Here is a 25,221-nt window from a genome sequence, read left to right as displayed (position 1 = left end):
TATCTCCTACTGGTGATAGGGTGCGGACAGACGGTGCACAGCCTCAACAAAGACGCCCGCATGCTCGGGGTCAACGTCCTGATGAATACCGTGTCCAAGGTTAAAGACGTGGCCTTCCCCCTGGCCAAAGCCGGCAAGAATGGTCGCCACTTCTTCTTCAATACGCGGGGCGGGCGCATAGAGCATCGACGGATCCATATTGCCCTGTAGCGCTACTTTGTTACCCACGCGACGGCGAGCATCGGCAATATCGGTGGTCCAGTCGAGACCCAACGCATCGCAGCCGGTCTCCGCCATCGCTTCCAGCCACTGACCACCGCCTTTGGTGAACAAGGTCACCGGCACGCGACGGCCTTCGTTTTCCCGCAGCAGGCCATCGACGATCTTATGCATGTAGTAGAGGGAGAACTGCTGATAGTCGCGGCCGGTCAGCACCCCGCCCCAGGTGTCAAAAATCATCACCGACTGCGCGCCGGCTTTGATCTGCGCGTTGAGATACAGGGTAACGCTCTTCGCCAGCTTATCCAGCAGCGCATGCAGCGCCTGCGGCTCGGCGTACATCATCTTTTTAATCACGGTGAAGGCCTTGCTGCTGCCGCCCTCCACCATGTACGTAGCCAGCGTCCATGGACTACCGGAAAAACCGATCAGCGGCACTTCGCCTTTCAGTTCGCGGCGAATGGTGCGCACGGCGTTCATTACATAGCCCAGCTCCTGCTCCGGATCCGGGATCGGCAGTTTGTCGACGTCGGCTTTACTTTTTACCGGCGAGGTGAAGCGCGGACCTTCGCCAGCTTCAAAGTACAGCCCCAGCCCCATGGCGTCCGGGATGGTCAGGATGTCCGAAAAGAGGATCGCCGCGTCCAGCGGGTAACGGCGCAGCGGCTGGAGCGTCACTTCGCAGGCCAGCTCGGCATTTTTACACAGCGACATAAAGTCGCCCGCTTGCGCACGGGTGGCTTTGTACTCCGGTAAATAGCGGCCCGCCTGGCGCATCATCCACACCGGGGTGACATCAACCGGCTGACGCAGCAGCGCGCGCAGGTAACGATCGTTCTTCAGTTCGGTCATTTTTACATTCCTTTAGCGTTGATACGCCCAGTGTAACATGTCACTCGAACTCTGCCCGACACATCGCGACGGTATCTTCGATAAGCCGCCGCGCCACTGTCCCCGGCGGCGGCAGAAGCGGCAGGTCGTCATAGCGATACCAGTCCGCGGTCAGTAACTCTTTTTTGTCGACCACGATCTCGCCATCTGCGTAATCCGCCATAAAGGCGGTCATCAGCGACTGCGGGAACGGCCATGGCTGAGAGGTCACGTAACGCAGATTTTTTACCCGAATACCGCTCTCCTCCATCACCTCGCGAGCCACCGCCTGCTCAAGGGTTTCGCCGACCTCGACAAAGCCGGCCAGCACGGTGTGCACGCCGTTGCGATGCCGCGTATGTTGCGCCAGCAGGATCGCATCGTCGCGACGGATTGCCACGATAATGCAGGGGGCAATTTGCGGGTAGTAACGTTCGCGGCAGTGGCTGCACAGCATCGCCCATTCGCTTTTGCTGGCATGCATCGGGTGGCCGCAGTAACCGCAAAATTTATGCGAGCGATAAAATTCGGCGAGCTGGATCCCCCGCCCAGCCAGCTGGAAGAGTCCCGGATCCTGATCCAGCACCTGGCGCAACGATCCCATGTCATGGCGACGATCCTGGCGCACCATCCACACGGACTCGCCCTGCCACTCGCCAATATGCAGCGCATGCTGGCCGACAAGATCGAAATTAACCGCTTCGCCATGTGGTAATTCTCCACCAGGCAACCATAATTTTTGTTCGTGACTGACAACCCACCAGCCGCGATCTAATTTTTCAATAATACGATCCATATCTATTGCACTACCTTTGCTTCACTGGCATGTTGTTAACATTATATTTACATTTTGGTGAGCAGATTTAAATCAAAACTAGCGGAGTCAATCATGCTAAACCAGCTGGAAAATCTGACGGAGCGCGTTGGCGGTAGTAATGAACTGGTCGATCGCTGGCTACAAGTGCGTAAGCATCTGCTCGTGGCTTACTACAACCTGGTTGGCCTGAAACCGGGCAAAGAGTCGTTTATGCGGCTAAACGAAAAGGCGCTGGATGACTTTTGCCAAAGTCTGGTGGATTACCTCTCATCCGGTCATTTTAGTATTTATGAACGCATTATTGGCGAAATGGAAGGCGATACCCCTCTTTTAGCCGCCACCCGGCTTTACCCGCAGCTGGAAGCCAATACCCAGCAGATGATGGACTACTACGATACCTGCCTCGAAAACGCCATCGATCACGATAACTATCTTGAATTTCAGCAGGCGCTGTCGGATATCGGCGAGTCGCTGGAGGCGCGTTTCGCGCTGGAAGATAAACTGATCGCCCTGGCTGTCGCCCATAACCTGAGCAATGACGTGCGCGATAATATTGCGCCGACCGCTTGAGTTGTGAACCGTTAACGCGTAATTTACGTACATTATCCCTCTGCGGAGGGATTTCATCTTGTCGGAGTGCCTATTTTCCATGCGCAGGCTAACGTGGAAAAGGCTGAGACCGTTAATTCGGGATCCGCGGAACCTGATCAGGCTAATACCTGCGAAGGGAACAAGAGTAAACTGCTGTTCGCGTCAGTCCGTCAGGGCCGATCGCATCTGTTACTCCATCCGTCGTCTGACAAGCCATGTCCTTTTTTAACTGGAATGCGCTATGTCTACTACCAAACTAACCCGTCGGGAACAACGCGAGCACGCGCAGCGATTCATTGATACGCTGGCGGGTACCGCTTTTCCTAATTCACGCCGCATCTATGTTCACGGCTCACAAGCGGATATCCGCGTCCCGATGCGTGAAATTCAGCTCAGCCCAACTCTCGTCGGCGGCGATAAAGATAACCCCCGGTACGAAACCAACGAACCGATCCCGGTGTATGACACCTCCGGGCCGTATGGCGACCCGGATATTAGCATTGATGTCCGCCAGGGGCTGGCAAAGCTGCGCCAGCCGTGGATCGACGCGCGTAACGACTGCGCGCCGCTCAGCGAACGCAGCTCGGCCTATACCAAAGCGCGGCTGGCCGACGACGGTCTCGATGAGCTGCGCTTCAGCGGCCTGCTGACGCCCAAACGCGCCGTCGCTGGCAAATGCGTTACCCAGCTGCATTACGCCCGCCAGGGGATAGTCACCCCGGAGATGGAGTTCATCGCCATTCGCGAAAACATGGGTCGCGAACGTATCCGCAGCGAGGTTCTGCGCCAGCAGCACGCAGGTGAAGGCTTCGGCGCCCACCTTCCGGAAAACATCACCCCCGAGTTTGTTCGCGATGAAGTGGCCGCCGGACGCGCCATCATCCCCGCCAACATCAACCACCCGGAGTCTGAACCGATGATTATCGGCCGCAACTTCCTGGTGAAAGTGAATGCCAATATCGGCAGCTCGGCGGTGACCTCTTCCATCGAAGAAGAGGTCGAGAAACTGGTCTGGTCAACCCGCTGGGGCGCCGACACGGTGATGGACCTCTCCACCGGCCGCTATATCCACGAAACCCGCGAGTGGATCCTGCGCAACAGCCCGGTGCCGATTGGTACCGTGCCGATTTACCAGGCGCTGGAGAAGGTCAACGGCATCGCCGAGAATCTCACCTGGCAAGTCTTCCGCGATACCCTGCTGGAACAGGCCGAGCAAGGCGTCGACTACTTCACGATTCACGCCGGCGTACTGTTGCGCTACGTCCCGATGACGGCGAAGCGCCTGACCGGTATCGTCTCGCGCGGCGGCTCAATCATGGCTAAGTGGTGCCTGTCGCATCATCAGGAAAACTTCCTCTACCAGCATTTCCGCGAAATCTGCGAAATCTGCGCCGCCTATGACGTGTCGCTGTCGCTGGGCGATGGCCTGCGCCCCGGCTCCATTCAGGATGCCAACGACGAGGCGCAGTTTTCCGAGCTGCGCACCCTCGGCGAACTGACGAAAATCGCCTGGGAATATGACGTGCAGGTGATGATTGAAGGCCCTGGCCACGTGCCGATGCAGATGATCCGCCGCAATATGACCGAACAGCTGGAGCACTGCCACGAAGCGCCGTTCTACACCCTGGGGCCGCTCACCACTGATATCGCGCCGGGCTACGACCATTTCACCTCCGGTATCGGCGCGGCAATGATCGGCTGGTTCGGCTGCGCCATGCTGTGCTATGTCACGCCGAAAGAGCATCTCGGCCTGCCCAACAAAGAGGATGTCAAACAGGGGCTGATTACCTACAAAATCGCCGCCCACGCCGCCGACCTCGCGAAAGGCCACCCCGGGGCGCAGATCCGCGACAACGCGATGTCTAAAGCGCGTTTTGAATTCCGCTGGGAAGACCAGTTCAACCTCGCGCTCGACCCGTTCACCGCGCGGGCCTATCACGATGAAACCCTGCCGCAGGAGTCCGGCAAAGTCGCCCACTTCTGCTCCATGTGCGGGCCGAAATTCTGTTCGATGAAAATCACTCAGGAGGTCCGCGACTACGCCGCGAAGCAAAGTATCGAAGCCGGCATGGCCGATATGTCGAATAACTTCCGCGCCCGCGGCGGCGAAATCTACCTGAAACAGGAGGAAGCCTGATGTATCAACCTGATTTTCCACCCGTCCCGTTTCGTCTCGGACTCTACCCGGTGGTGGACAGCGTGGCGTGGATTGAGCGCCTGCTCGAAGCTGGGGTACGTACCCTTCAGTTACGCATCAAAGACCGGCGCGACAGCGAAGTTGAGGATGACGTGATCGCCGCCATCGCCCTTGGTCGCCGCTATCACGCCCGACTGTTCATTAACGATTACTGGCAACTGGCGATTAAGCACCAGGCCTATGGCGTGCATCTCGGACAAGAAGATCTGGAAACCACCGATCTGAGCGCTATCCGCCAGGCCGGGCTGCGTCTTGGCGTCTCTACTCACGATGATATGGAAATTGATGTCGCCCTTGCGGCGCGCCCCTCTTACATCGCGCTAGGTCACGTCTTCCCGACGCAAACCAAACAGATGCCTTCCGCGCCGCAGGGCCTCGAGCAGCTTGCCAGACATATTCAACGCCTGGCGGATTACCCCACCGTGGCGATCGGCGGAATTAGCCTGGAAAAGGCGCCGGGGGTACTGGCGACCGGCGTCGGCAGCATCGCGGTGGTCAGCGCCATCACCCAGGCGGCGGACTGGCGGGCAGCGACCAACCAACTGCTGGCGCTGGCGGGAGCGGGCGATGAATGATCACGACTTTATGCGCTATAGCCGCCAGCTGCTGCTGGAGGATATTGCCATCGAAGGGCAGCAGAAGCTGTTAGCCAGTCGAGTGCTGATTATCGGCCTTGGCGGGCTGGGCTCCCCGGCGGCGCTCTATCTGGCCGGGGCTGGCGTCGGGACGCTGACCCTGGCCGATGACGACGCGGTGCATCTCAGCAACCTGCAACGGCAGATCTTGTTCACTAGCGCGGATATCGATCGGCCAAAAGCCGCAGCGGCACAGACCCGGCTCAGCCAGCTAAACCCGCAGATCAAACTGGTAGCGCTCCAGCAGCGCTTAAGCGGCGAGGCGCTCCGCGCCGAAGTGGCGAAAGCGGACGTGGTGCTGGACTGTACCGATAATATGGTCACCCGCCAGGCGATCAATGCCGCCTGTGTGGCCCTCGATACCCCGTTAGTGACCGCCAGCGCCGTGGGCTTCGGCGGTCAGCTGATGGTGCTCACCCCGCCCTGGACGCAGGGCTGCTATCGCTGCCTGTGGCCGGAAAGCGATGAACCGCAGCGCAACTGCCGCACCGCGGGGATCGTCGGCCCGGTGGTCGGCATGATGGGCACCCTGCAGGCGCTGGAGACGATTAAGCTGCTCAGCGGCATGGCGACGCCGCGCAACACCCTGCGGCTGTTCGACGCCCGCACCAGCAACTGGCGCGCCCTTGCGCTACAGCGTTCCCGGAGCTGCCCGGTGTGCGGAGGGCGGCATGCAGATCTGGTTTAACGACGAGCCGCTGGCGTGCGCCGACAATCTCAGCGTCAGCGCCCTGCTGACCCAGCTCGAACAGCAGCAGCCTGGCGTTGCGCTGGCGCTCAATCAACACATCCTGCCGCGCGACCGGTGGGAAGATCATCTCTTGCAGGAAGGCGATCGGGTCCTGCTTTTTCAGGTTATCGCTGGAGGCTGACATGTTACGTATTGCAGACAAAACGTTTGAATCCCATCTTTTCACCGGTACCGGCAAATTCGCCGCCCCGGAGGTGATGGTCGAGGCGATTCGCGCCTCGGGCAGCCAACTGGTAACCCTGGCGATGAAGCGCGTCGATTTACGCCAGCGCAATGACGCCATCCTCGCCCCGCTGCTGGCGGCGGGGGTTAACCTGCTGCCGAATACCTCGGGCGCCAAGACGGCGGAAGAGGCGGTGTTTGCCGCCCGTCTGGCGCGGGAAGCCCTGGGTACCCACTGGCTGAAGCTGGAGATCCACCCGGACGCCCGCTGGCTGCTGCCCGACCCGATTGAAACCCTGAAAGCGGCGGAGCTGCTGGTCCGCGAAGGGTTCGTGGTGCTGCCCTACTGCGGCGCCGATCCGGTGCTGTGTAAACGACTGGAAGAGGTGGGCTGCGCGGCGGTGATGCCGCTGGGTGCGCCGATCGGCTCCAATCAGGGGCTGGAAACCAAAGCCATGCTGGAGATTATTATCGAGCAGGCGACGGTCCCGGTGGTGGTCGACGCCGGGATCGGCGTCCCGAGCCATGCAGCGCAGGCGCTGGAGATGGGCGCGGACGCGGTGCTGGTCAATACCGCCATTGCCGTCGCCGACGACCCCGTGGCCATGGCCCGCGCCTTCCGTATGGCGATCGATGCCGGATTACTGGCGCGTCAGGCCGGACCGGGGGCACGCAGTACGCAGGCGCAGGCCACCAGCCCGCTCACCGGATTCCTGGAGGCGCTAGCATGAAAACCTTTAGCGATCGCTGGCGGCAGCTGGAGTGGGACGATATCCGCCTGCGCATCAACAGCAAAACCGCCGCCGACGTCGAACGGGCGCTGGCGGCCAAACAGCTCACCCGCGACGATATGATGGCCCTGCTCTCGCCTGCCGCGGCCAATTACCTTGAACCGCTGGCCCAGCGCGCGCAGCGCCTCACCCGGCAGCGCTTCGGCAATACCGTCAGCTTCTACGTGCCGCTGTATCTCTCCAACCTGTGCGCTAACGACTGCACCTACTGCGGCTTCTCGATGAGCAACCGCATTAAGCGCAAGACACTGGATGCCGCCGAGATTGCCCGCGAGTGCGCCGCAATCCGCAACCTGGGCTTTGAGCATCTGCTGCTGGTGACCGGCGAACATCAGGGTAAGGTGGGAATGGATTATTTCCGTCGGCACCTACCGGCTATCCGCAGCCAGTTTGCCTCGCTGCATATGGAGGTGCAGCCGCTGGCGACTGAAGAGTATGCCGAGCTGAAAACCCTGGGGCTCGACGGGGTGATGGTCTATCAGGAGACCTATCATGAAAGCATGTACGCCCAACACCATCTGAAAGGAAAAAAGCAGGATTTCTTCTGGCGGCTGGATACGCCGGATCGCTTAGGCGCGGCGGGGATCGATAAGATCGGCCTTGGCGCGCTCATCGGCCTTTCCGACAGCTGGCGAGTGGACTGCTTTATAGTCGCTGAGCACCTGCTGTGGCTGCAGCAGCGCTACTGGCGCAGCCGCTATTCGGTCTCCTTCCCGCGCCTGCGTCCCTGCGCCGGCGGTATTGAACCGGCTTCGCTGATGGATGAGCGCCAGCTGGTGCAAACTATCTGCGCCTTCCGCCTGCTGGCGCCAGAGGTTGAGCTGTCGCTATCCACCCGCGAATCACCCTGGTTCCGCGACCGGGTGATCCCGCTGGCGATCAATAACGTCAGCGCCTTCTCTAAAACCCAGCCCGGCGGCTACGCCGACGATCATCCGGAGCTCGAGCAATTTGCCCCGCACGACGATCGCCGCCCTGAAGTGGTCGCCAGCGCGCTGGCCGCCCGCGGCCTGCAGCCGGTATGGAAAGACTGGGATAGCTGGCTGGGACGCGCTTCGCAAACCTCATGATGTACAGTGTAAACGCCTGATAATTTTGCGCGCCTGCACGAGAGATGAAAAACGGAGGCTGGCCCGCCCGACGCCGTTTTTCTATTCTGCCCGGGTCAGCAGCGGACGCTGACCAGGGCGAACCTTTTCTTCCTCATTTTCGCCCTGCCTCTCCGCGCTGAGCAGAGGCCTGCACATTATCGCCGAATATAAATCACGATACATGAAGGCCTCAGAGTTATAATTGAGCAATAGTGAACTGATTCGATCGGCAGGCGTCCCAGACGCAACCTGCGTTCGGACCCATGGTTTATACATCCGGGACGATTAACGATTCATGGCTCTACACAACAGAAAGCTCTCTTTTACGACGCCGATCGTCGTGGGGTTTGCCGGTATTTTGCTCAGTTTTATGCTGATCGCTATTTTTGTGACTCTGGCGCAACAGAAAGATTTTCTCGAAGATTATCACGATATTAACCGCAATTTTACCCATAACCTGGCGATTAACTATACGGAAACCCTGCTGCGGGAAAATGATTTTATCCTCGGGCGCGCAGCCGCCTTCTTTGCCCGCAATGACGAACTGAATCGCGCAGTCAATGTGGAGCCGGAGAAAGGGTTAACCACGCTGATGCAGTTACAGAACATGATGCCAAGCGTCTCATCCATCTCGCTGGCGGATACCGAGGGCCACTATCTGCGCGCCCCGGAGGTGCTGGAAAACGAAGACAGCCGGGCTTTCGATCCCAGAACGCGGCCCTGGTTTATCAAACAGGCGGAAGCCAGCACCTTCAGCCACTACACCAGTCCGTATATGGATTATTTCACCCACCATCCGACGATTACCATTTTCAAACCCATCATTACCCCGGAAGGGAAACTCAAGGGCAGCCTCGCCTTTCATCTCGATCTCACCTCCATGGGGTTCGCGCTGCGCCAGATGGTGGCGCCCGTACAGGGGGAATTTTTTGTGGTGCAACGGGATGGCAAAGTGGTCCTGCACTCCGACCCGGGCGCGCTGTTTAAACCCTTCGTCAGGGACGAACTGATGGATAAAATGACCAGCGGAGAGGGGCAGCTTTACGATCCCGGGAGCGACACCTGGTATTACTATTACTCCTTTACCAATCCCGACTGGTTTGTGATTTTCCGTGTCGATAACGCCACCCTGGTCAATCTGACACGTCATGAGACCAATTTAGTGATCGGCGGTTTCACTCTCGCAGCGATCATTATTATCCTGTTCGGTCTTTATCTGCGTCATGCTTCCCGTACCGTGCTGATGAATATCATCAATGCGATTAAAACCGGTGACGTCAAACGCGCCCCGCGCCTTGAGGCGATGCTGAGTAAAGCGATTGAAACCAATAAACAGCGCGAACTGTCCTACGTCCGCCAGGCGACCATCGACGCTCTCACCGGCTGCAAAAACCGCCGCGCCTTCGACAGCGATATTGCCGCCCTGATGAACGATCACCAGCCGTTCGCCCTCGCGCTGGTCGATATCGATAACTTTAAATCGATCAACGACACCTGGGGCCACCTCAATGGCGATATCGTCCTGCGTAACGTCGCCCGCGAAGGGCTGCAGGTCCTCCAGCCGCTGGAGATATCTCTCTATCGCTACGGCGGCGAAGAGTTCGCGGTGGTCTTTCCTGCCGAACATATCGATAACGCCCGCACGCTGCTGGAAACATGGCGGGTAAACGTCGAACGACGCACCTGGCGCGAAGATGGCCTGACGGTCACCTTCAGCGCCGGCCTCGGGGAATGGAATATGGAGCCACTGGATAAGCTGGTGGTGAGCGTCGATGAAGCGCTGTACAAAGCCAAACAGCAGGGTAAAAACCGTATCCTGCGCGCGTAAGACTTCAGCGCCGCCACCGCCCACTTCGGTGGGCTTTTTTATTTTTTCCGGAAAAAATGAAACCGGTTTCAATTATTGTGTGATGCCTTACACACAATCACGGTAAAGCGGTTGTCGCATCGCCAGGGCCGCGATAAAGATAAGACATCACGGAACACAAGGGCCACTGACTATGAAGAATATCGTTTTGTGCTGTGCCGCCGGTATGTCTACCAGCATGCTGGTTCAGCGTATGCAAGATGCCGCGCAGAAGAAGGGTGTTGAGGTCTCTATCAAGGCCGTACCGGTCGCTGAGTTTAAAGATAATCTGGCCGCCGCCGACATTATTTTGCTCGGCCCGCAGGTGAAATATGAGCAGGCGAAGCTGCAGGCGCTGGCCGACCCGTTCGGCAAGAAGGTCGCCGTGATCGATATGATGGACTACGGCATGATGAAAGGTGATGCCGTTCTGGATAAAGCCCTTAAGATGCTGGAGTAATCGATGGAAGATTTAGAAACGATCATCATGGAGCTGCTGGTTAACGCGGGTTCCGCACGTAGCGCGGCGCTGACGGCGCTACAGCTGGCGCGCAAAGGCGATTTTGTCGCCGCGGAGCAGGCCATGGCTGAATCCCATGAGTTCGTCAAACATGCGCATAAAATTCAGACCCAGCTTATCGGCATGGATGAAGGCAGCGGTAAATTGCCGGTCAACTTGATCACCGTGCATTCCCAGGACCATCTGATGAACGCTATGGTCATTCAGGATCTGGCGACCGACATGATTGAACTCTATCGTCGTCTGCCCCTCGCGCAATAATCTCACGGATTTAACGGGCGTCGCTGTCGGCGCCCGTCCTTCTTACAGAAAGCCGTACATCGCCGCGAATACCCAGCCAAACACGCAGGAGACGCCGACGCCGATGAGCCCGGGCAGGATAAAGCTGTGGTTAATCACAAAGCGGCCGATATGGGTGGTCCCTGAGCGATCAAACTGGATCGCCGCCAGATCGCTTGGGTAGGTCGGCAGAATATAATAGCCATAGCAGGCCGGCGCAGAAGCCACGATATAGGCCGGGTCGACGCCGATGGCCAGGGCTACTGGCACAATCGCCGCCAGCGCTGCCGCCTGGGAGTTCACAAATTTCGAAACCAGTAGCAGCACGATGGCATAAGCCCACGGATACTCTTTTACCATCTCACCAAGCACGCCTTTAATCTCGGTCATGTGCGCGCCAAACATGGTCTCCGCCATCCACGCGATGCCGTACACCGCGACGATAGCGATCATTCCCGAACGAAAGACCTCATTTTTGGAAATCGATGCCGGGTTAGTTTTTGTAATGATGATGATCAGCGCTCCGGAGAGCAGCATAAACATCTGGATAACCAGCACCATCGACAGTGGTTTACCGTCAAAGGCCGGGCGCAGTTCAGAAAAAGCGCCAAGCAGCGCCACCACGGCGATAGAGGCCAGAAAAATCCACATTGCTATCCAGTTGCTGGTCGGCAGCTTTTTGTCCAGCAGCGTCGCCGTATCGCCATAGACGTAATGGCGGTTCTCCGGGAGCGCAATAAACGCCTGGAAGGCTTCGTCCTGATCCAGGTCTTTGCCGCGGAACCAGCTGAAGATACCGATGGCTAAAATACCCAGCAGCGTGGACGGAATGGTTATCGCCAGCAGATCGAGAAACTCCAGGTGTTTCCCGTTAAAGGTAAAATTTCCCAGCATCGCCACCAGCGATACCACCGCCACCGAGACCGGGCTGGCGATGATCCCCATCTGAGCGCCAATGGAGCTGGCGGCCATCGGACGCTCCGGACGAATGTTATTCTTAATCGCCACATCGTAGATAATCGGCAGGATGGTATACACCACGTGGCCGGTACCGCAGAGGATGGTCAGCGTGCAGGTGACGAAAGGCGCCACGATAGAAACATATTTCGGGTTACGCCGCAGCAGCTTCTCGGCAATCTGCAGCATCACGTCTAACCCGCCGGACGCCTGCAGGGTCGCCGAGGCGGCTACCACTGCAATGATCACCAGCATCACATCAACCGGCGGTTTGCCCGGCTGGAGATGAAAAACAAAGACGAGGATCACCAAACCGATGCCGCCCAGCAGCCCCAGCGCAATCCCCCCTTTTCGGGCACCATAAAACAGACAAATTAATATAATAATGAGTTGTATCGCGAATTCCATGCAGCCCCCAGAGCCTGTCCACTCAGATCTAAAAATGATCCCTACCTGCCTGTCGGGATTATTTCTGCGCCTGACCGGGAGAAGCATGAGATGCGGCTATCCCTCTCCAGCGCCGTCGCGCCGAAGATACAGCAACAGAAGTAATCCCATGATTCATCAGGTATTTTGAATATATACCCTTTGAATTGATTATTTTTTGATATGAGTAGAAGTTTTACCCATACATAAAGAAAGGTTTTAGAAAAAGGCTTCTAATAGATATTTTGCATGAATTAATTGCTAAGAAAATGAAGATTTAATATGTCGTAAATGTAATTAAGGGCCGGGAAAGCGGCGAAAAATAGACAATAAAAAAAGCCGGTCAGGAAACCTGACCGGCTTTTTAGCAGTGCATCAACGATTAATCGTTGTCAGAACCGCCCAGACCTGCGTTCAGCAGCTCTGCCAGGTTGGCAGACGCTTCTTCCACGCTCACCTGCGGTGCCGCCGGCAGCTCGCCAGCAGCGCGACGGCGCATACGATCCTGGTGATACGCATAACCGGTACCGGCCGGGATCAGACGACCCACGATGACGTTCTCTTTCAGACCGCGCAGTTCGTCGCGTTTGCCCGCAACGGCTGCTTCGGTCAGCACGCGAGTGGTCTCCTGGAACGATGCCGCGGAGATGAAGGACTCGGTGGCCAGAGACGCTTTGGTGATACCCAGCAGATCGCGGGAGAACGTTGCGCCCACTTTGCCGTTCGCTTCCAGTTCGCGGTTCGCGATCTTGACGCGGGAGTATTCCACCTGCTCGCCTTCGAGGAAGTCGGAGCTGCCTGCGCTTTCGATGGTGGCTTTACGCAGCATCTGACGAACGATAACTTCGATGTGCTTATCGTTAATCTTAACGCCCTGCAGACGGTATACGTCCTGGACTTCGTTAACAATGTAACGGGTCACAGCATGTACGCCACGCAGACGCAGAATGTCGTGCGGTGCTTCCGGACCGTCGGAAACCACATCACCACGTTCCACACGTTCACCTTCGAACACGTTAAGCTGACGCCATTTCGGGATCATCTCTTCGTACGGCTCGCTACCGTCTACCGGGGTGATAACCAGGCGACGTTTCCCTTTGGTTTCTTTACCGAAGGAAATGATACCGCTGATTTCAGCCAGGATAGCCGGCTCTTTCGGACGACGTGCTTCGAACAGGTCCGCAACGCGCGGCAGACCACCGGTGATATCCTTGGTACCGCCGGATTCCTGCGGAATACGCGCCAGGGTGTCACCAGAGCTGATCTGTACGCCATCTTCCAGCTGAACAATCGCTTTACCCGGCAGGAAGTACTGAGCAGGCATATCAGTGCCTGGGATCAGAACGTCGTTGCCCTGAGCATCAACAATTTTCAGTGCTGGACGCAGATCTTTACCACCTGCGGTACGTTCTGCAGAGTCCAGAACCACCAGCGAAGACAGACCGGTCAGCTCGTCAGTCTGACGAGTAATGGTCTGGCCGTCGATCATGTCAGTGAAACGGATGAAACCGCTAACTTCGGTGATAACCGGCATGGTGTGCGGATCCCAGTTTGCGACGGTTTCACCGCCGGCAACCTGCTCACCGTCGCCTTTCGCCATAACCGCACCGTAAGGTACTTTATAGCTCTCTTTGGTACGACCGAATTCGTCGATCAGCTTCAGCTCGGTATTACGGGAAGTGATAACCAGCTTACCACTGGAGTTCACAACCGACTTCGCGTTGCTGAGCTTGATGCTACCTTTGTTTTTCACCTGGATGCTGGATTCAGCAGCCGCACGAGATGCCGCACCACCGATGTGGAACGTACGCATCGTCAGCTGTGTACCCGGCTCACCGATGGACTGTGCCGCGATAACGCCGATAGCCTCACCTTTGTTGATGAGGTGGCCACGCGCCAGGTCACGACCATAGCAGTGCGCGCAGACGCCAAAGTCGGTGTCACAGGATACAACGGAACGCACTTTGACGGAGTCAACGGAGTTCGCTTCCAGCAGGTCACACCAGTGCTCATGCAGCAGCGTGTTGCGTGGAACCAGAATATCCGCGGTACCCGGCTTCAGAACATCTTCCGCAGTCACACGACCCAGTACGCGATCGCGCAGCGGCTCTTTAACGTCGCCACCTTCGATAACCGGCGTCATGGTGATGCCTTCCAGGGTGCCGCAGTCGTCTTCAGTGACGACCAGGTCCTGCGCAACGTCAACCAGACGACGAGTCAGGTAACCGGAGTTCGCTGTTTTCAGTGCGGTATCCGCCAGACCTTTACGAGCACCGTGGGTGGAGATGAAGTACTGGAGTACGTTCAGACCTTCACGGAAGTTCGCGGTGATCGGCGTTTCGATGATGGAGCCATCCGGCTTCGCCATCAGACCACGCATACCAGCCAGCTGACGAATCTGTGCCGCAGAACCACGCGCACCGGAGTCGGCCATCATGTAGATGCTGTTGAAGGAAACCTGCTGCTCTTCCTGACCGTCACGGTTAATCACGGTTTCGGTTTGCAGGTTATCCATCATCGCTTTGGATACACGATCGTTCGCCGCAGCCCAGATATCGATAACTTTGTTGTAGCGTTCGCCCGCGGTCACCAGACCGGACTGGAACTGTTCCTGAATCTCAGCAACTTCCGCTTCCGCTTCGCTGATGATTTCGTATTTTTTCTCCGGGATGACCATGTCATCGATACCAACGGATGCACCTGAACGCGCTGCGTAAGCAAAGCCGGTGTACATCGTCTGGTCCGCAAAAATAACGGTCGGTTTCAGACCCAGAATACGGTAACAAGTGTTCAGCATCTTGGAGATCGCTTTCTTACCAAGCGCCTGGTTCACGATAGAGAACGGCAGACCTTTCGGTACGATCATCCACAGAATGGCACGGCCAACGGTCGTGTCTTTCAGGCTGGTTTTCGCGACAAACTCACCATTGTCGTCTTTTTCGTATTCAGTGATACGCACTTTAACGCGCGCATGCAGAGAGGCCAGGCCGGCGCGATAAATACGCTCAGCTTCTTTCGGGCCAGTCAGCACCATGCCTTCGCCTTTGGCGTTAACACTGTCACGGGTCATGTAGTACAGACCCAGTACAACGTCCTGAGACGGAACGATGATTGGTTCGCCGTTCGCCGGGGACAGGATGTTGTTGGTAGACATCATCAGCGCACGCGCTTCCAGCTGGGCTTCCAGCGTCAGCGGTACGTGAACAGCCATCTGGTCACCATCGAAGTCGGCGTTGTATGCCGCACAAACCAGCGGGTGCAGCTGGATGGCTTTACCTTCGATCAGAACCGGTTCGAATGCCTGAATACCCAGACGGTGCAGGGTTGGCGCACGGTTCAGCAGGACCGGGTGTTCGCGGATAACTTCGTCCAGGATATCCCAAACGACAGCTTCTTCGCGCTCAACCATCTTCTTAGCGGCTTTGATGGTGGTGGCCAGGCCACGCAGTTCCAGCTTGCCGTAGATGAACGGTTTGAACAGCTCCAGCGCCATTTTCTTCGGCAGACCGCACTGATGCAGACGCAGGTATGGACCTACGGTGATAACAGAACGACCGGAGTAGTCAACGCGTTTACCGAGCAGGTTCTGGCGGAAACGACCCTGTTTACCTTTGATCATATCGGCCAAAGATTTCAGAGGACGTTTGTTAGAACCGGTGATCGCACGACCGCGACGACCGTTATCCAGCAGGGCGTCAACCGCTTCCTGCAGCATACGTTTTTCGTTGCGTACGATGATATCCGGCGCAGCCAGATCCAGCAGACGTTTCAGACGGTTGTTACGGTTGATCACGCGACGATACAGATCGTTGAGGTCAGACGTCGCGAAACGACCACCGTCCAGCGGAACCAGCGGACGCAGATCTGGCGGCAGTACCGGCAGAACGGTCAGGATCATCCACTCCGGCTTGTTGCCAGACTGAACGAAAGCTTCCAGCAGCTTAATGCGCTTGGTCAGCTTTTTACGCTTGGTTTCGGAGTTGGTTTCGTTCAGCTCTTCACGCAGCTGCTCGCATTCCTGCTCCAGATCCATATTGCGCAGCAGCGCCTGGATCGCTTCCGCGCCCATTTTCGCGTCGAATTCGTCACCGAACTCTTCCAGCGCGTCCAGGTACTGTTCTTCCGTCAGAATCTGGTTGCGTTCGAGGTTGGTCATGCCACCTTCGATAACCACATAGGATTCAAAGTACAGTACACGTTCGATATCGCGCAGCGGCATATCCAGCAGCAGACCGATACGGGACGGCAGGGATTTCAGGAACCAGATGTGCGCAGTCGGACATGCCAGCTCGATGTGGCCCATGCGCTCACGACGCACTTTAGTCTGGGTCACTTCAACGCCGCACTTCTCACAGATCACACCGCGGTGTTTCAGGCGCTTGTACTTACCGCACAGGCACTCATAATCTTTTACCGGCCCAAAGATACGGGCGCAGAAAAGGCCGTCACGCTCAGGCTTGAACGTACGGTAGTTAATGGTTTCCGGCTTTTTAACTTCACCGAAAGACCATGAACGGATCATGTCTGGCGAAGCCAGAGCAATTTTGATCGCATCAAACTCTTCGGTTTTAGTTTGCGCTTTCAGAAACTTTAATAAGTCTTTCACGGATTTGCTCCCGTCGGAGTTAGCACATTCCGCTGCCGGGCGTTAACCCGGCAGCAGTGACCTGTTTGAGCGAGAATTACTCGTCTTCCAGTTCGATGTTGATGCCCAGCGAGCGAATTTCTTTCAACAGTACGTTGAAGGATTCCGGCATGCCCGGTTCCATCTGGTGATTGCCGTCCACGATGTTTTTATACATCTTGGTACGACCGTTCACGTCATCAGACTTAACGGTGAGCATTTCCTGCAGGGTGTAGGCCGCGCCGTATGCTTCCAGCGCCCACACTTCCATCTCACCGAAGCGCTGACCACCGAACTGTGCCTTACCACCCAGCGGCTGCTGAGTAACCAGGCTGTAAGAACCGGTGGAACGAGCGTGCATTTTGTCGTCGACCAGGTGGTTCAGTTTCAGCATGTACATGTAACCCACGGTTACCGGACGTTCGAACTGTTCACCGGTGCGGCCATCAAACAGGGTGATCTGACCGGAAGTCGGCAGGTCGCCCAGCTGCAGCAGCTCTTTGATTTCAGCTTCTTTCGCACCGTCGAATACCGGCGTTGCGATCGGCATGCCTTTACGCAGGTTTTCAGCCAGACGCAGAACTTCTTCATCGCTGAAGGTATTCAGGTCAACTTTCTGGCGAACGTCAGCGCCCAGATCGTAAGCACGCTGGATGAATTCGCGCAGTTTCGCGACTTCCTGCTGCTGTTTCAGCATGGCGTTGATCTTATCGCCGATGCCTTTTGCAGCCATACCCAGGTGAGTTTCAAGGATCTGACCGATGTTCATACGAGACGGTACGCCCAGCGGGTTCAGTACGATATCTACCGGCGTACCGTTAGCATCGTGCGGCATATCTTCGATCGGGTTGATCTTAGAGATAACACCCTTGTTACCGTGACGACCCGCCATCTTATCACCAGGCTGGATACGGCGTTTAACGGCCAGATATACCTTAACAATCTTCAGCACGCCCGGTGCCAGATCGTCGCCTTGGGTGATTTTACGGCGTTTCGCTTCGAGTTTTTTCTCGAACTCGTGTTTCAGTTCGTCATACTGCTCAGCCAGCTGTTCCAGCTGATTTTGTTTCTCTTCGTCGGTCAGGCCCAGTTCCAGCCAGCGATCGCGAGGCAGCTTGTCGAGCTTCTCAGCTTCAACGCCACCGGAGACCAGCACCGCGTAGATACGACTGAACAGACCGGCTTCGAGGATCTGCAGTTCTTCAGACAGGTCTTTTTTGGCCTGCTTCAGCTGCATCTCTTCGATTTCCAGAGCACGTTTGTCTTTTTCTACGCCGTCACGGGTAAAGACCTGAACGTCGATAACGGTACCAGAGACACCGTTCGGTACGCGCAGAGAAGAGTCTTTAACGTCAGACGCTTTCTCACCGAAGATCGCGCGCAGCAGTTTCTCTTCCGGCGTCAGCTGGGTTTCACCTTTCGGCGTTACCTTACCAACCAGAATGTCGCCGCCGGTCACTTCCGCACCGATATAAACGATACCGGATTCATCCAGTTTGGAGAGCGCAGCTTCACCCACGTTCGGGATGTCAGCGGTGATCTCTTCCGGCCCCAGCTTGGTGTCACGGGACACGCACGCCAGTTCCTGAATGTGGATAGTGGTGAAACGGTCTTCCTGGACAACACGCTCGGAAACGAGGATGGAGTCTTCGAAGTTGTAACCGTTCCACGGCATGAACGCTACACGCATGTTCTGACCCAGCGCCAGCTCACCGAGGTCGGTGGACGGGCCGTCTGCCAGCACGTCGCCGCGCTCAATAGGTTCGCCCAAGGACACGCAAGGCATCTGGTTGATGCAGGTGTTCTGGTTAGAACGGGTGTACTTGGTCAGGTTATAGATGTCGATACCTGCTTCGCCCGGGTACATCTCGTCTTCGTTAACTTTGATAACGATACGGGAAGCATCCACGTACTGAACGGTACCGCCACGTTTAGCCACGGCAGTAACACCGGAGTCAACGGCAACAGCACGTTCCATACCGGTACCAACCAGCGGCTTATCAGCGCGCAGAGTCGGAACCGCCTGACGTTGCATGTTCGCACCCATCAATGCACGGTTGGCGTCATCGTGTTCCAGGAACGGGATCAGGGACGCACCGACGGATACCACCTGCTGGGTGGATACGTCCATGTAGTCAACCTGGTCGCGGCTGAACAAGCTGGATTCGCCTTTGCTACGGCAGGTAACCAGATCTTCTACGAAGTGGCCGTTTTCATCCAGGTTGGAGTTCGCCTGAGCGATAACGTAGTTGCCTTCTTCGATAGCAGACAGGTAGTGAATTTCGTCAGTAACCACACCGTCGGTCACTTTACGATACGGCGTCTCAAGGAAGCCATATTCGTTGGTCTGCGCGTACACGGACAGGGAGTTAATCAGACCGATGTTCGGACCTTCAGGCGTTTCGATCGGACATACGCGACCGTAGTGGGTCGGGTGTACGTCTCGAACTTCGAAGCCTGCGCGCTCACGGGTCAGACCGCCTGGGCCGAGTGCGGAGATACGACGTTTGTGCGTAATCTCAGACAGCGGGTTGTTCTGGTCCATAAACTGAGACAGCTGGCTGGAACCAAAGAACTCTTTCACTGCTGCGGAAATCGGCTTGGCGTTGATCATATCCTGAGGCATCAGGGTATCCAGATCGCCAAGAGACAGACGCTCTTTCACCGCACGCTCTACACGTACCAGGCCAACGCGGAACTGGTTTTCCGCCATTTCGCCAACGGAACGGATACGACGGTTGCCGAGGTGGTCGATATCGTCCACTTCGCCTTTACCGTTACGGATATCGATGAGCTTCTTCATCACTTCGATGATGTCGTCTTTGCTCAGGATACCGGAACCTTCGATTTCGTCGCGCAGCAGAGAACGGTTGAACTTCATACGACCAACCGCGGACAGATCGTAGCGGTCTTCAGAGAAGAACAGGTTCTCAAACAGACTTTCAGCGGCTTCACGAGTCGGCGGCTCGCCAGGGCGCATCATGCGGTAGATTTCTACCAGCGCGCTCAGACGATCGTTAGTCGGGTCGACGCGTACCGTTTCAGAGATGTACGGGCCGTGGTCCAGATCGTTGGTGAACAGCGTTTCGATACGCTTGTGGCCAGACTGGCTCAGCTTAGCCAGCAGATCCAGGCTCAGCTCCATGTTCGCCGGGCAGATCAGTTCGCCAGTCGCTTCATCGATATAGTCTTTAGCCGCCACTTTGCCCGCGATATATTCAACCGGCACTTCGATATGCTTGATATCGTCTTTTTCCAGCTGACGGATATGACGAGCCGTGATGCGACGGCCTTTCTCAACGTACACTTTGCCGTTGGCTTCGATATCGAAGGAGGCAGTTTCACCGCGCAGACGCTCCGGAATCAGCTCCATCTGCAGCTTGTTGTCGCGAATTTCAAAGACCACTTTTTCGAAGAACAGGTCAAGGATCTGCTCAGTGGTGTAATTCAGCGCGCGCAGGATGATGGTAGCCGGCAGCTTACGACGACGGTCGATACGAACGAACAGGTTGTCTTTCGGGTCGAATTCGAAGTCCAGCCAGGAACCGCGGTAAGGGATGATACGTGCGTTATACAGAACCTTACCGGAGGAGTGGGTCTTACCTTTGTCACTGTCAAAGAAGACGCCCGGGCTACGGTGCAGCTGAGAAACGATAACACGCTCGGTACCGTTGATAACAAAGGTACCGTTGTCGGTCATGAGCGGAATTTCGCCCATGTAGACTTCTTGTTCTTTAATGTCTTTGACGGTGCCTTCTGGCGCTTCGCGCTCGTAGATCACCAGACGCAGTTTTACGCGCAGCGGTGCAGAATAAGTCACGCCACGGATCTGACATTCTTTAACGTCAAAAACCGGTTCGCCCAGACGGTAGCTGACGTATTGCAGCTCGGAATTACCGCTGTAGCTCTGAATCGGGAATACGGAACGGAAAGCAGCTTCCAGACCATACTGCCCTTCAGGATCTTGCTCGATAAACTTCTGGAACGAGTCAAGCTGGATAGAAAGGAGATATGGCACATCCAGAACTTGTGGACGTTTACCAAAATCCTTACGAATACGTTTTTTCTCGGTATAGGAGTAAACCATAGGGTTCCTCAGCTCGCTGACAAGTCGACCCATCTGCCCGCAGAGGGCAGTTTTTTATGCAACACTATTTTGTTGACCGGAAAATGGAACACTTTCCGCAATGCCTGTTGCTATCACGCTTAAACCATTTCATTGCGATTTACACAGCCCAGGAACCCTAACCTGTCGCAGTATATTAAGTCGTCGATAGAAACAAGCATTGAGAGGCAAACCAGTAGTCAAACAGCGTGAAACGCTACTGGCGCCTTACAGCGCAAAAAGGCTGGTGACCAAAAAGTCACCAGCCTCAGCCTGATTTCTCAGGCTGCAACCGGAAGGGTTGGCTTATTTAACTTCAACTTCAGCGCCAGCTTCTTCCAGAGATTTTTTCAGAGCTTCAGCGTCGTCTTTGCTGATGCCTTCTTTCAGTGCAGCCGGAGCAGATTCTACCAGGTCTTTAGCTTCTTTCAGACCCAGGCCAGTTGCGCCACGTACTGCTTTGATAACAGCAACTTTGTTAGCGCCAGCAGCTTTCAGAATTACGTCGAATTCAGTTTTTTCTTCAGCAGCTTCAACCGGGCCAGCAGCTACAGCTACAGCAGCAGCAGCGGAAACACCGAATTTTTCTTCCATTGCAGAGATCAGCTCAACAACGTCCATTACGGACATAGCGGATACTGCTTCAATGATTTGATCTTTAGTGATAGACATTTAAATTGTTCCTGAATATCAGAATAAGTTTATACGTAAGCGAATGCTTTACAAAGATAACTGCGATTAAGCAGCTTCTTTCGCATCGCGTACAGCAGCCAGAGTACGAACCAGTTTGCCAGCCGAAGCTTCTTTCATGGTTGCCATCAGGCGTGCAATTGCTTCTTCGTAGGTCGGCAGAGTTGCCAGGCGGTCGATCTGCGACGCCGGGATCAGCTCACCTTCAAAGGCAGCGGCTTTGACCTCAAATTTTGCATTCGCTTTCGCGAACTCTTTGAACAGACGAGCAGCAGCGCCCGGGTGTTCCATAGAGTATGCAATCAGGGTCGGACCAACAAACGTGTCTTTCAGGCACTCGAACTGAGTACCTTCAACGACGCGGCGCAGCAGGGTGTTACGAACAACACGCATGTATACGCCAGCTTCACGACCTGCTTTACGCAGTTCAGTCATTTTATCTACAGTTACGCCACGGGAATCCGCAACTACTGCAGACAGCGCGCCTTTGGCTACTTCGCTGACTTCAGCAACAATCGCTTGTTTGTCTTGAAGATTTAAAGCCATTAGCTTTGCTCCTGGATGTTTGCCAGAGCCTATGCTCTGGAACTCACTTCACTCAATTCAACGAAAAGAGCGTCTAAATACGGTGAGCAGAAACAAGCCAGAATATCCAAAAATAATCTTAGCGTTCTGTCACCGTCTACGCAGGGGATTAAGTTTCTTGCGAAACACCTGCGGTCTTCGACGGAGGCCTGGATAGGCCAGGCTCCAACGAACAAATTCTTCCTATGACTTCGTCCTTCGAACCGCAGCGGCGTTAGCTGCTCTCGTTCACACCGGTCATGTAGTTAACTACACTCCCGGTGATTCACTCGATTGCTGCCTTGCTGCAATTCAAATGACTCGCATAGCGTCTGTCTTATTGACAGAATCGTGGGGGTAAGATTGTAGACAAAATCACCGCCCACGTAAAGGCATTAGTTTGCAGAAGCGTTCAGGCCAGCCTGATCTACTGCAACACCTGCACCCATAGTGGTGGAGATGCTAACTTTCTTGATGTACACGCCTTTCGCCTGAGTCGGTTTTGCTTTTTTCAGCGCAACCAGCAGAGCTTCCAGGTTTTCTTTCAGTTTGTCAGCGTCAAAGTCCACTTTTCCGATGGTGGTGTGGATGATGCCGTTTTTGTCGTTACGGTAACGAACCTGGCCTGCTTTCGCGTTTTTAACCGCTTCAGCAACGTTCGGAGTTACGGTACCTACTTTCGGGTTCGGCATCAGGCCACGCGGACCCAGAACCTGGCCCAGCTGGCCAACAACGCGCATTGCATCCGGGGAAGCAATAACAACGTCAAAGTTCATTTCGCCTTTTTTGATCTGCTCAGCCAGATCTTCCATACCTACCAGCTCAGCGCCTGCAGCTTTAGCAGCTTCAGCGTTTGCGCCTTGGGTAAATACGGCTACGCGAACGGAACGGCCAGTACCGTGCGGCAGTACAGTTGCGCCACGGACGTTCTGGTCAGATTTACGAGCGTCGATGCCGAGGTTAACGGCAACGTCTACGCTTTCGGTAAATTTAGCGGTGGCCAGCTCTTTCAGCAGAGCAATGGCTTCGTTGATGTCGTACTGTTTAGTTGCATCAACTTTCTCACGGATCACGCGCATGCGCTTGGTCAGTTTAGCCATTTCTTAGTCCTCCACTACCAGGCCCATGGAACGTGCAGTACCTTCGATGGAGCGAGTCATCGCTTCAATGTCGGCACCAGTCATGTCGGCAGCTTTGGTCTGCGCGATTTCCTGCAGCTGAGCGCGGGAGATTTTACCCACTTTATCTTTGTTCGGCTTACCGGAACCAGACTTGATGCCTGCAGCTTTCTTCAGCAGAACAGCAGCCGGCGGAGTCTTGGTAACAAAGGTAAAGGAACGGTCAGCGTAAACGGTGATAACAACCGGGATCGGCAGACCTTTCTCCAGGGAATCAGTTTTGGCGTTGAACGCTTTGCAGAATTCCATGATGTTCACGCCCTGCTGACCCAGTGCTGGGCCGACCGGCGGGCTCGGGTTCGCCATACCAGCTGCAACCTGCAGCTTGACGTAGGCTTGGACTTTCTTAGCCATTCTTAAATCCTCAAAATGGGTATTAACGCTTCAGAGAAGCTCCCCGTGATTAAACATCGTTTTACGGGCCGGGCCCATAAAAACAAAAGGCGCGGAATTGTATGCCAATTTCGCGCCCTATGCAACGATTAAATCGCTGCTTTTTTGATCGCCGGCTTACGCCTTCTCAACCTGGCTGAAGTCCAGTTCTACCGGGGTCGCACGACCGAAGATAGAAACGGAAACTTTCAGGCGGGACTTCTCATAGTCCACTTCTTCCACCACGCCGTTAAAGTCAGCGAACGGACCGTCGTTAACGCGAACCATTTCACCCGGTTCAAACAGCGTTTTCGGACGCGGCTTATCGCCAACCTGCTGCAGACGATTCATGATGGCGTCGACTTCTTTGTCGCTGATCGGCGCCGGACGGTCAGAGGTGCCGCCGATGAAGCCCATCACGCGCGGTACGCTGCGCACCAGGTGCCAGCTTGCGTCGTTCATGACCATCTGAACCAGGACATAGCCCGGGAAGAATTTACGTTCGCTTTTGCGACGCTGGCCGCCACGGATCTCAACCACTTCTTCGGTCGGGACCATGACTTCGCCAAATAACTCTTCCATGTTGTGTAATTTGATATGTTCACGCAGCGACGTGGCTACGCGACCTTCAAAACCGGAAAACGCCTGAACGACGTACCAGCGCTTTTTAGGAGCTTCAGACATCTCAGAACCTCAGGCCAGTGATAAAGGAGACCAGGCGAACCAGAATACCATCCAGTCCCCACAGGATCAGTGACATTACTGCAGTCACGGCAGCAACAATCAGCGTAGTATGCAGCGTTTCCTGGCGAGTCGGCCAAATCACTTTACGAACTTCGGTTCTCGCTTCGCGAGCAAAAGCAACGGTCGCCTTACCTTTCGTCGTCAACAGCGCGACGCCACCGGCAGCAGCAATAAGAATAACCACGGCCAGCGCACGCACCGCCAGCATAATGTCACGATAAAGGAAGTTGCCCACGATCGCCACGATCAGCAGCACGGCAACGATAATCCACTTCATCGCTTCCAGGCCGCGCCCGCTCCCTTGAGCTTCGGTATTCGCACTCATAAACCAACCTGTCAGAAGTATTCTACAAACAATTTCACCCCGCGGGGGCGAGGCGATCCAAACCGAAATTAAGTTTCGGATTATACACTTAACTATTCAAATTGCTTCAATGTTGACGGTGGTGTCACCCCTGCCCTGCTGTTGCAAAGAAGGAGTTGATTAGCCGTCGCCCTGAGGCTCGAATGGTTTGGTGTATAAACGCCCTCTTCAGAGCCTGTCTCAGCAATGATTATGACAAATAAAATCACTGATGAGCCAGGTTCTGGTGTGAAAGCGTGCAAAAAGGGCATCAAATGATGCCCTTTTATTGCGCATTGCGTCAAATGTTATCAGCGATTAGCCGAGAACTTTAGCAACCACGCCCGCGCCAACGGTACGACCGCCTTCACGGATTGCGAAACGCAGACCGTCGTCCATCGCGATCGGGTGGATCAGGGTAACAACCATTTTGATGTTGTCGCCCGGCA

General features: G+C 55.6%; 21 protein-coding genes, 1 pseudogene and 1 riboswitch. Of the genes and pseudogenes, 10 read left to right on the top strand and 12 right to left on the bottom strand.

The window, feature by feature from the left end:
• Nucleotides 1-6 precede the first annotated feature (6 nt).
• Nucleotides 7-1,071: a uroporphyrinogen decarboxylase gene (gene hemE, locus BHE81_RS23970; protein ID WP_004178235.1), complete on the bottom strand. Its 1,065-nt coding sequence runs from the start codon at nucleotides 1,069-1,071 to the stop codon at nucleotides 7-9.
• A 40-nt stretch (nucleotides 1,072-1,111) separates the two neighbouring features.
• Nucleotides 1,112-1,885, bottom strand: coding sequence for an NAD(+) diphosphatase (nudC, locus tag BHE81_RS23965; RefSeq protein WP_002884327.1), 774 nt, complete (start codon nucleotides 1,883-1,885; stop codon nucleotides 1,112-1,114).
• 93 nt (nucleotides 1,886-1,978) lie between these two features.
• Here nudC and BHE81_RS23960 point away from each other — a divergent pair, with 93 nt between their 5' ends.
• The 10 genes from BHE81_RS23960 (at nucleotide 1,979) to BHE81_RS23915 (ending at nucleotide 10,751) form a co-directional block, all read left to right on the top strand.
• Complete coding sequence (locus BHE81_RS23960; protein ID WP_002884324.1) at nucleotides 1,979-2,476, top strand: Rsd/AlgQ family anti-sigma factor; 498 nt, start codon at nucleotides 1,979-1,981, stop codon at nucleotides 2,474-2,476.
• Between the two features lie 52 nt (nucleotides 2,477-2,528).
• Nucleotides 2,529-2,653, top strand: a riboswitch (TPP riboswitch).
• A gap of 85 nt (nucleotides 2,654-2,738) precedes the next feature.
• Nucleotides 2,739-4,634: a phosphomethylpyrimidine synthase ThiC gene (thiC, locus tag BHE81_RS23955; protein ID WP_023302347.1), complete on the top strand. Its 1,896-nt coding sequence runs from the start codon at nucleotides 2,739-2,741 to the stop codon at nucleotides 4,632-4,634.
• Complete coding sequence (gene thiE / locus BHE81_RS23950) at nucleotides 4,634-5,269, top strand: thiamine phosphate synthase (protein WP_004146300.1); 636 nt, start codon at nucleotides 4,634-4,636, stop codon at nucleotides 5,267-5,269. The genes thiC and thiE overlap by 1 nt, the downstream gene beginning before the upstream one ends.
• Nucleotides 5,262-6,017, top strand: coding sequence for a thiazole biosynthesis adenylyltransferase ThiF (gene thiF, locus BHE81_RS23945; RefSeq protein WP_004177871.1), 756 nt, complete (start codon nucleotides 5,262-5,264; stop codon nucleotides 6,015-6,017). The genes thiE and thiF overlap by 8 nt, the downstream gene beginning before the upstream one ends.
• The gene (gene thiS / locus BHE81_RS23940) at nucleotides 6,001-6,201 is read left to right on the top strand and encodes a sulfur carrier protein ThiS (RefSeq protein ID WP_002884183.1); all 201 of its coding nucleotides are present in this window, start codon (nucleotides 6,001-6,003) and stop codon (nucleotides 6,199-6,201) included. Before thiF ends, thiS begins: the two co-directional genes overlap by 17 nt.
• Before the next feature lies 1 nt (nucleotide 6,202).
• A complete protein-coding gene (gene thiG, locus BHE81_RS23935) occupies nucleotides 6,203-6,973 on the top strand; it encodes a thiazole synthase (RefSeq protein WP_004152308.1) in 771 nt (256 codons plus the stop codon).
• Entirely contained in the window at nucleotides 6,970-8,103 is a 1,134-nt protein-coding gene (thiH, locus tag BHE81_RS23930; protein WP_023285700.1) for a 2-iminoacetate synthase ThiH, read from the top strand. Before thiG ends, thiH begins: the two co-directional genes overlap by 4 nt.
• A 316-nt stretch (nucleotides 8,104-8,419) precedes the next feature.
• Nucleotides 8,420-9,952: a sensor domain-containing diguanylate cyclase gene (locus tag BHE81_RS23925; RefSeq protein WP_004178221.1), complete on the top strand. Its 1,533-nt coding sequence runs from the start codon at nucleotides 8,420-8,422 to the stop codon at nucleotides 9,950-9,952.
• Nucleotides 9,953-10,124: 172 nt separating this feature from the next.
• Complete coding sequence (locus BHE81_RS23920; RefSeq protein WP_002884150.1) at nucleotides 10,125-10,430, top strand: PTS sugar transporter subunit IIB; 306 nt, start codon at nucleotides 10,125-10,127, stop codon at nucleotides 10,428-10,430.
• Between the two features lie 3 nt (nucleotides 10,431-10,433).
• Nucleotides 10,434-10,751 carry a PTS lactose/cellobiose transporter subunit IIA gene (locus BHE81_RS23915; protein ID WP_002884149.1) on the top strand — a complete coding sequence of 106 codons (318 nt, stop codon included), beginning with the start codon at nucleotides 10,434-10,436 and terminating at the stop codon, nucleotides 10,749-10,751.
• Nucleotides 10,752-10,793: 42 nt separating this feature from the next.
• On the opposite strand, the gene dcuB is transcribed toward BHE81_RS23915, so the two are convergent.
• The 10 genes and pseudogenes from dcuB to tuf form a co-directional block, all read right to left on the bottom strand.
• Nucleotides 10,794-12,134 (bottom strand): anaerobic C4-dicarboxylate transporter DcuB, encoded by a 1,341-nt coding sequence (gene dcuB, locus BHE81_RS23910; protein WP_002884148.1) that lies wholly within the window; start codon nucleotides 12,132-12,134, stop codon nucleotides 10,794-10,796.
• Nucleotides 12,135-12,534: 400 nt separating this feature from the next.
• Nucleotides 12,535-16,758, bottom strand: a complete 4,224-nt coding sequence (gene rpoC / locus BHE81_RS23905) for a DNA-directed RNA polymerase subunit beta' (protein ID WP_002884146.1) — start codon at nucleotides 16,756-16,758, stop codon at nucleotides 12,535-12,537.
• Between the two features lie 76 nt (nucleotides 16,759-16,834).
• Nucleotides 16,835-20,863 carry a DNA-directed RNA polymerase subunit beta gene (rpoB, locus tag BHE81_RS23900; protein ID WP_004901914.1) on the bottom strand — a complete coding sequence of 1,343 codons (4,029 nt, stop codon included), beginning with the start codon at nucleotides 20,861-20,863 and terminating at the stop codon, nucleotides 16,835-16,837.
• Nucleotides 20,864-21,187: 324 nt separating this feature from the next.
• Nucleotides 21,188-21,553, bottom strand: a complete 366-nt coding sequence (gene rplL / locus BHE81_RS23895; protein WP_002884142.1) for a 50S ribosomal protein L7/L12 — start codon at nucleotides 21,551-21,553, stop codon at nucleotides 21,188-21,190.
• Nucleotides 21,554-21,619: 66 nt separating this feature from the next.
• Nucleotides 21,620-22,117 (bottom strand): 50S ribosomal protein L10, encoded by a 498-nt coding sequence (gene rplJ / locus BHE81_RS23890; RefSeq protein ID WP_001207203.1) that lies wholly within the window; start codon nucleotides 22,115-22,117, stop codon nucleotides 21,620-21,622.
• 413 nt (nucleotides 22,118-22,530) lie between these two features.
• Nucleotides 22,531-23,235 (bottom strand): 50S ribosomal protein L1, encoded by a 705-nt coding sequence (rplA, locus tag BHE81_RS23885; RefSeq protein ID WP_002884036.1) that lies wholly within the window; start codon nucleotides 23,233-23,235, stop codon nucleotides 22,531-22,533.
• Between the two features lie 3 nt (nucleotides 23,236-23,238).
• Entirely contained in the window at nucleotides 23,239-23,667 is a 429-nt protein-coding gene (rplK, locus tag BHE81_RS23880) for a 50S ribosomal protein L11 (protein WP_002884034.1), read from the bottom strand.
• A 156-nt stretch (nucleotides 23,668-23,823) separates the two neighbouring features.
• On the bottom strand, nucleotides 23,824-24,369 hold the full coding sequence (nusG, locus tag BHE81_RS23875) for a transcription termination/antitermination protein NusG (protein ID WP_001287521.1): 546 nt from the start codon (nucleotides 24,367-24,369) through the stop codon (nucleotides 23,824-23,826).
• A 1-nt stretch (nucleotide 24,370) separates the two neighbouring features.
• Complete coding sequence (secE, locus tag BHE81_RS23870) at nucleotides 24,371-24,754, bottom strand: preprotein translocase subunit SecE (protein WP_002883772.1); 384 nt, start codon at nucleotides 24,752-24,754, stop codon at nucleotides 24,371-24,373.
• 336 nt (nucleotides 24,755-25,090) lie between these two features.
• A pseudogene (tuf, locus tag BHE81_RS23865) lies at nucleotides 25,091-25,221 on the bottom strand (elongation factor Tu); the annotation flags it as partial.

Origin of the sequence: Klebsiella sp. AqSCr (assembly GCF_008452795.1) — a bacterium.
Taxonomy (GTDB): Bacteria; Pseudomonadota; Gammaproteobacteria; order Enterobacterales; family Enterobacteriaceae; genus Klebsiella; species Klebsiella pneumoniae.
The sequence above is the reverse complement of the archived record's forward strand: the minus strand, read 5'-3'. Positions and strand labels throughout refer to the sequence as shown.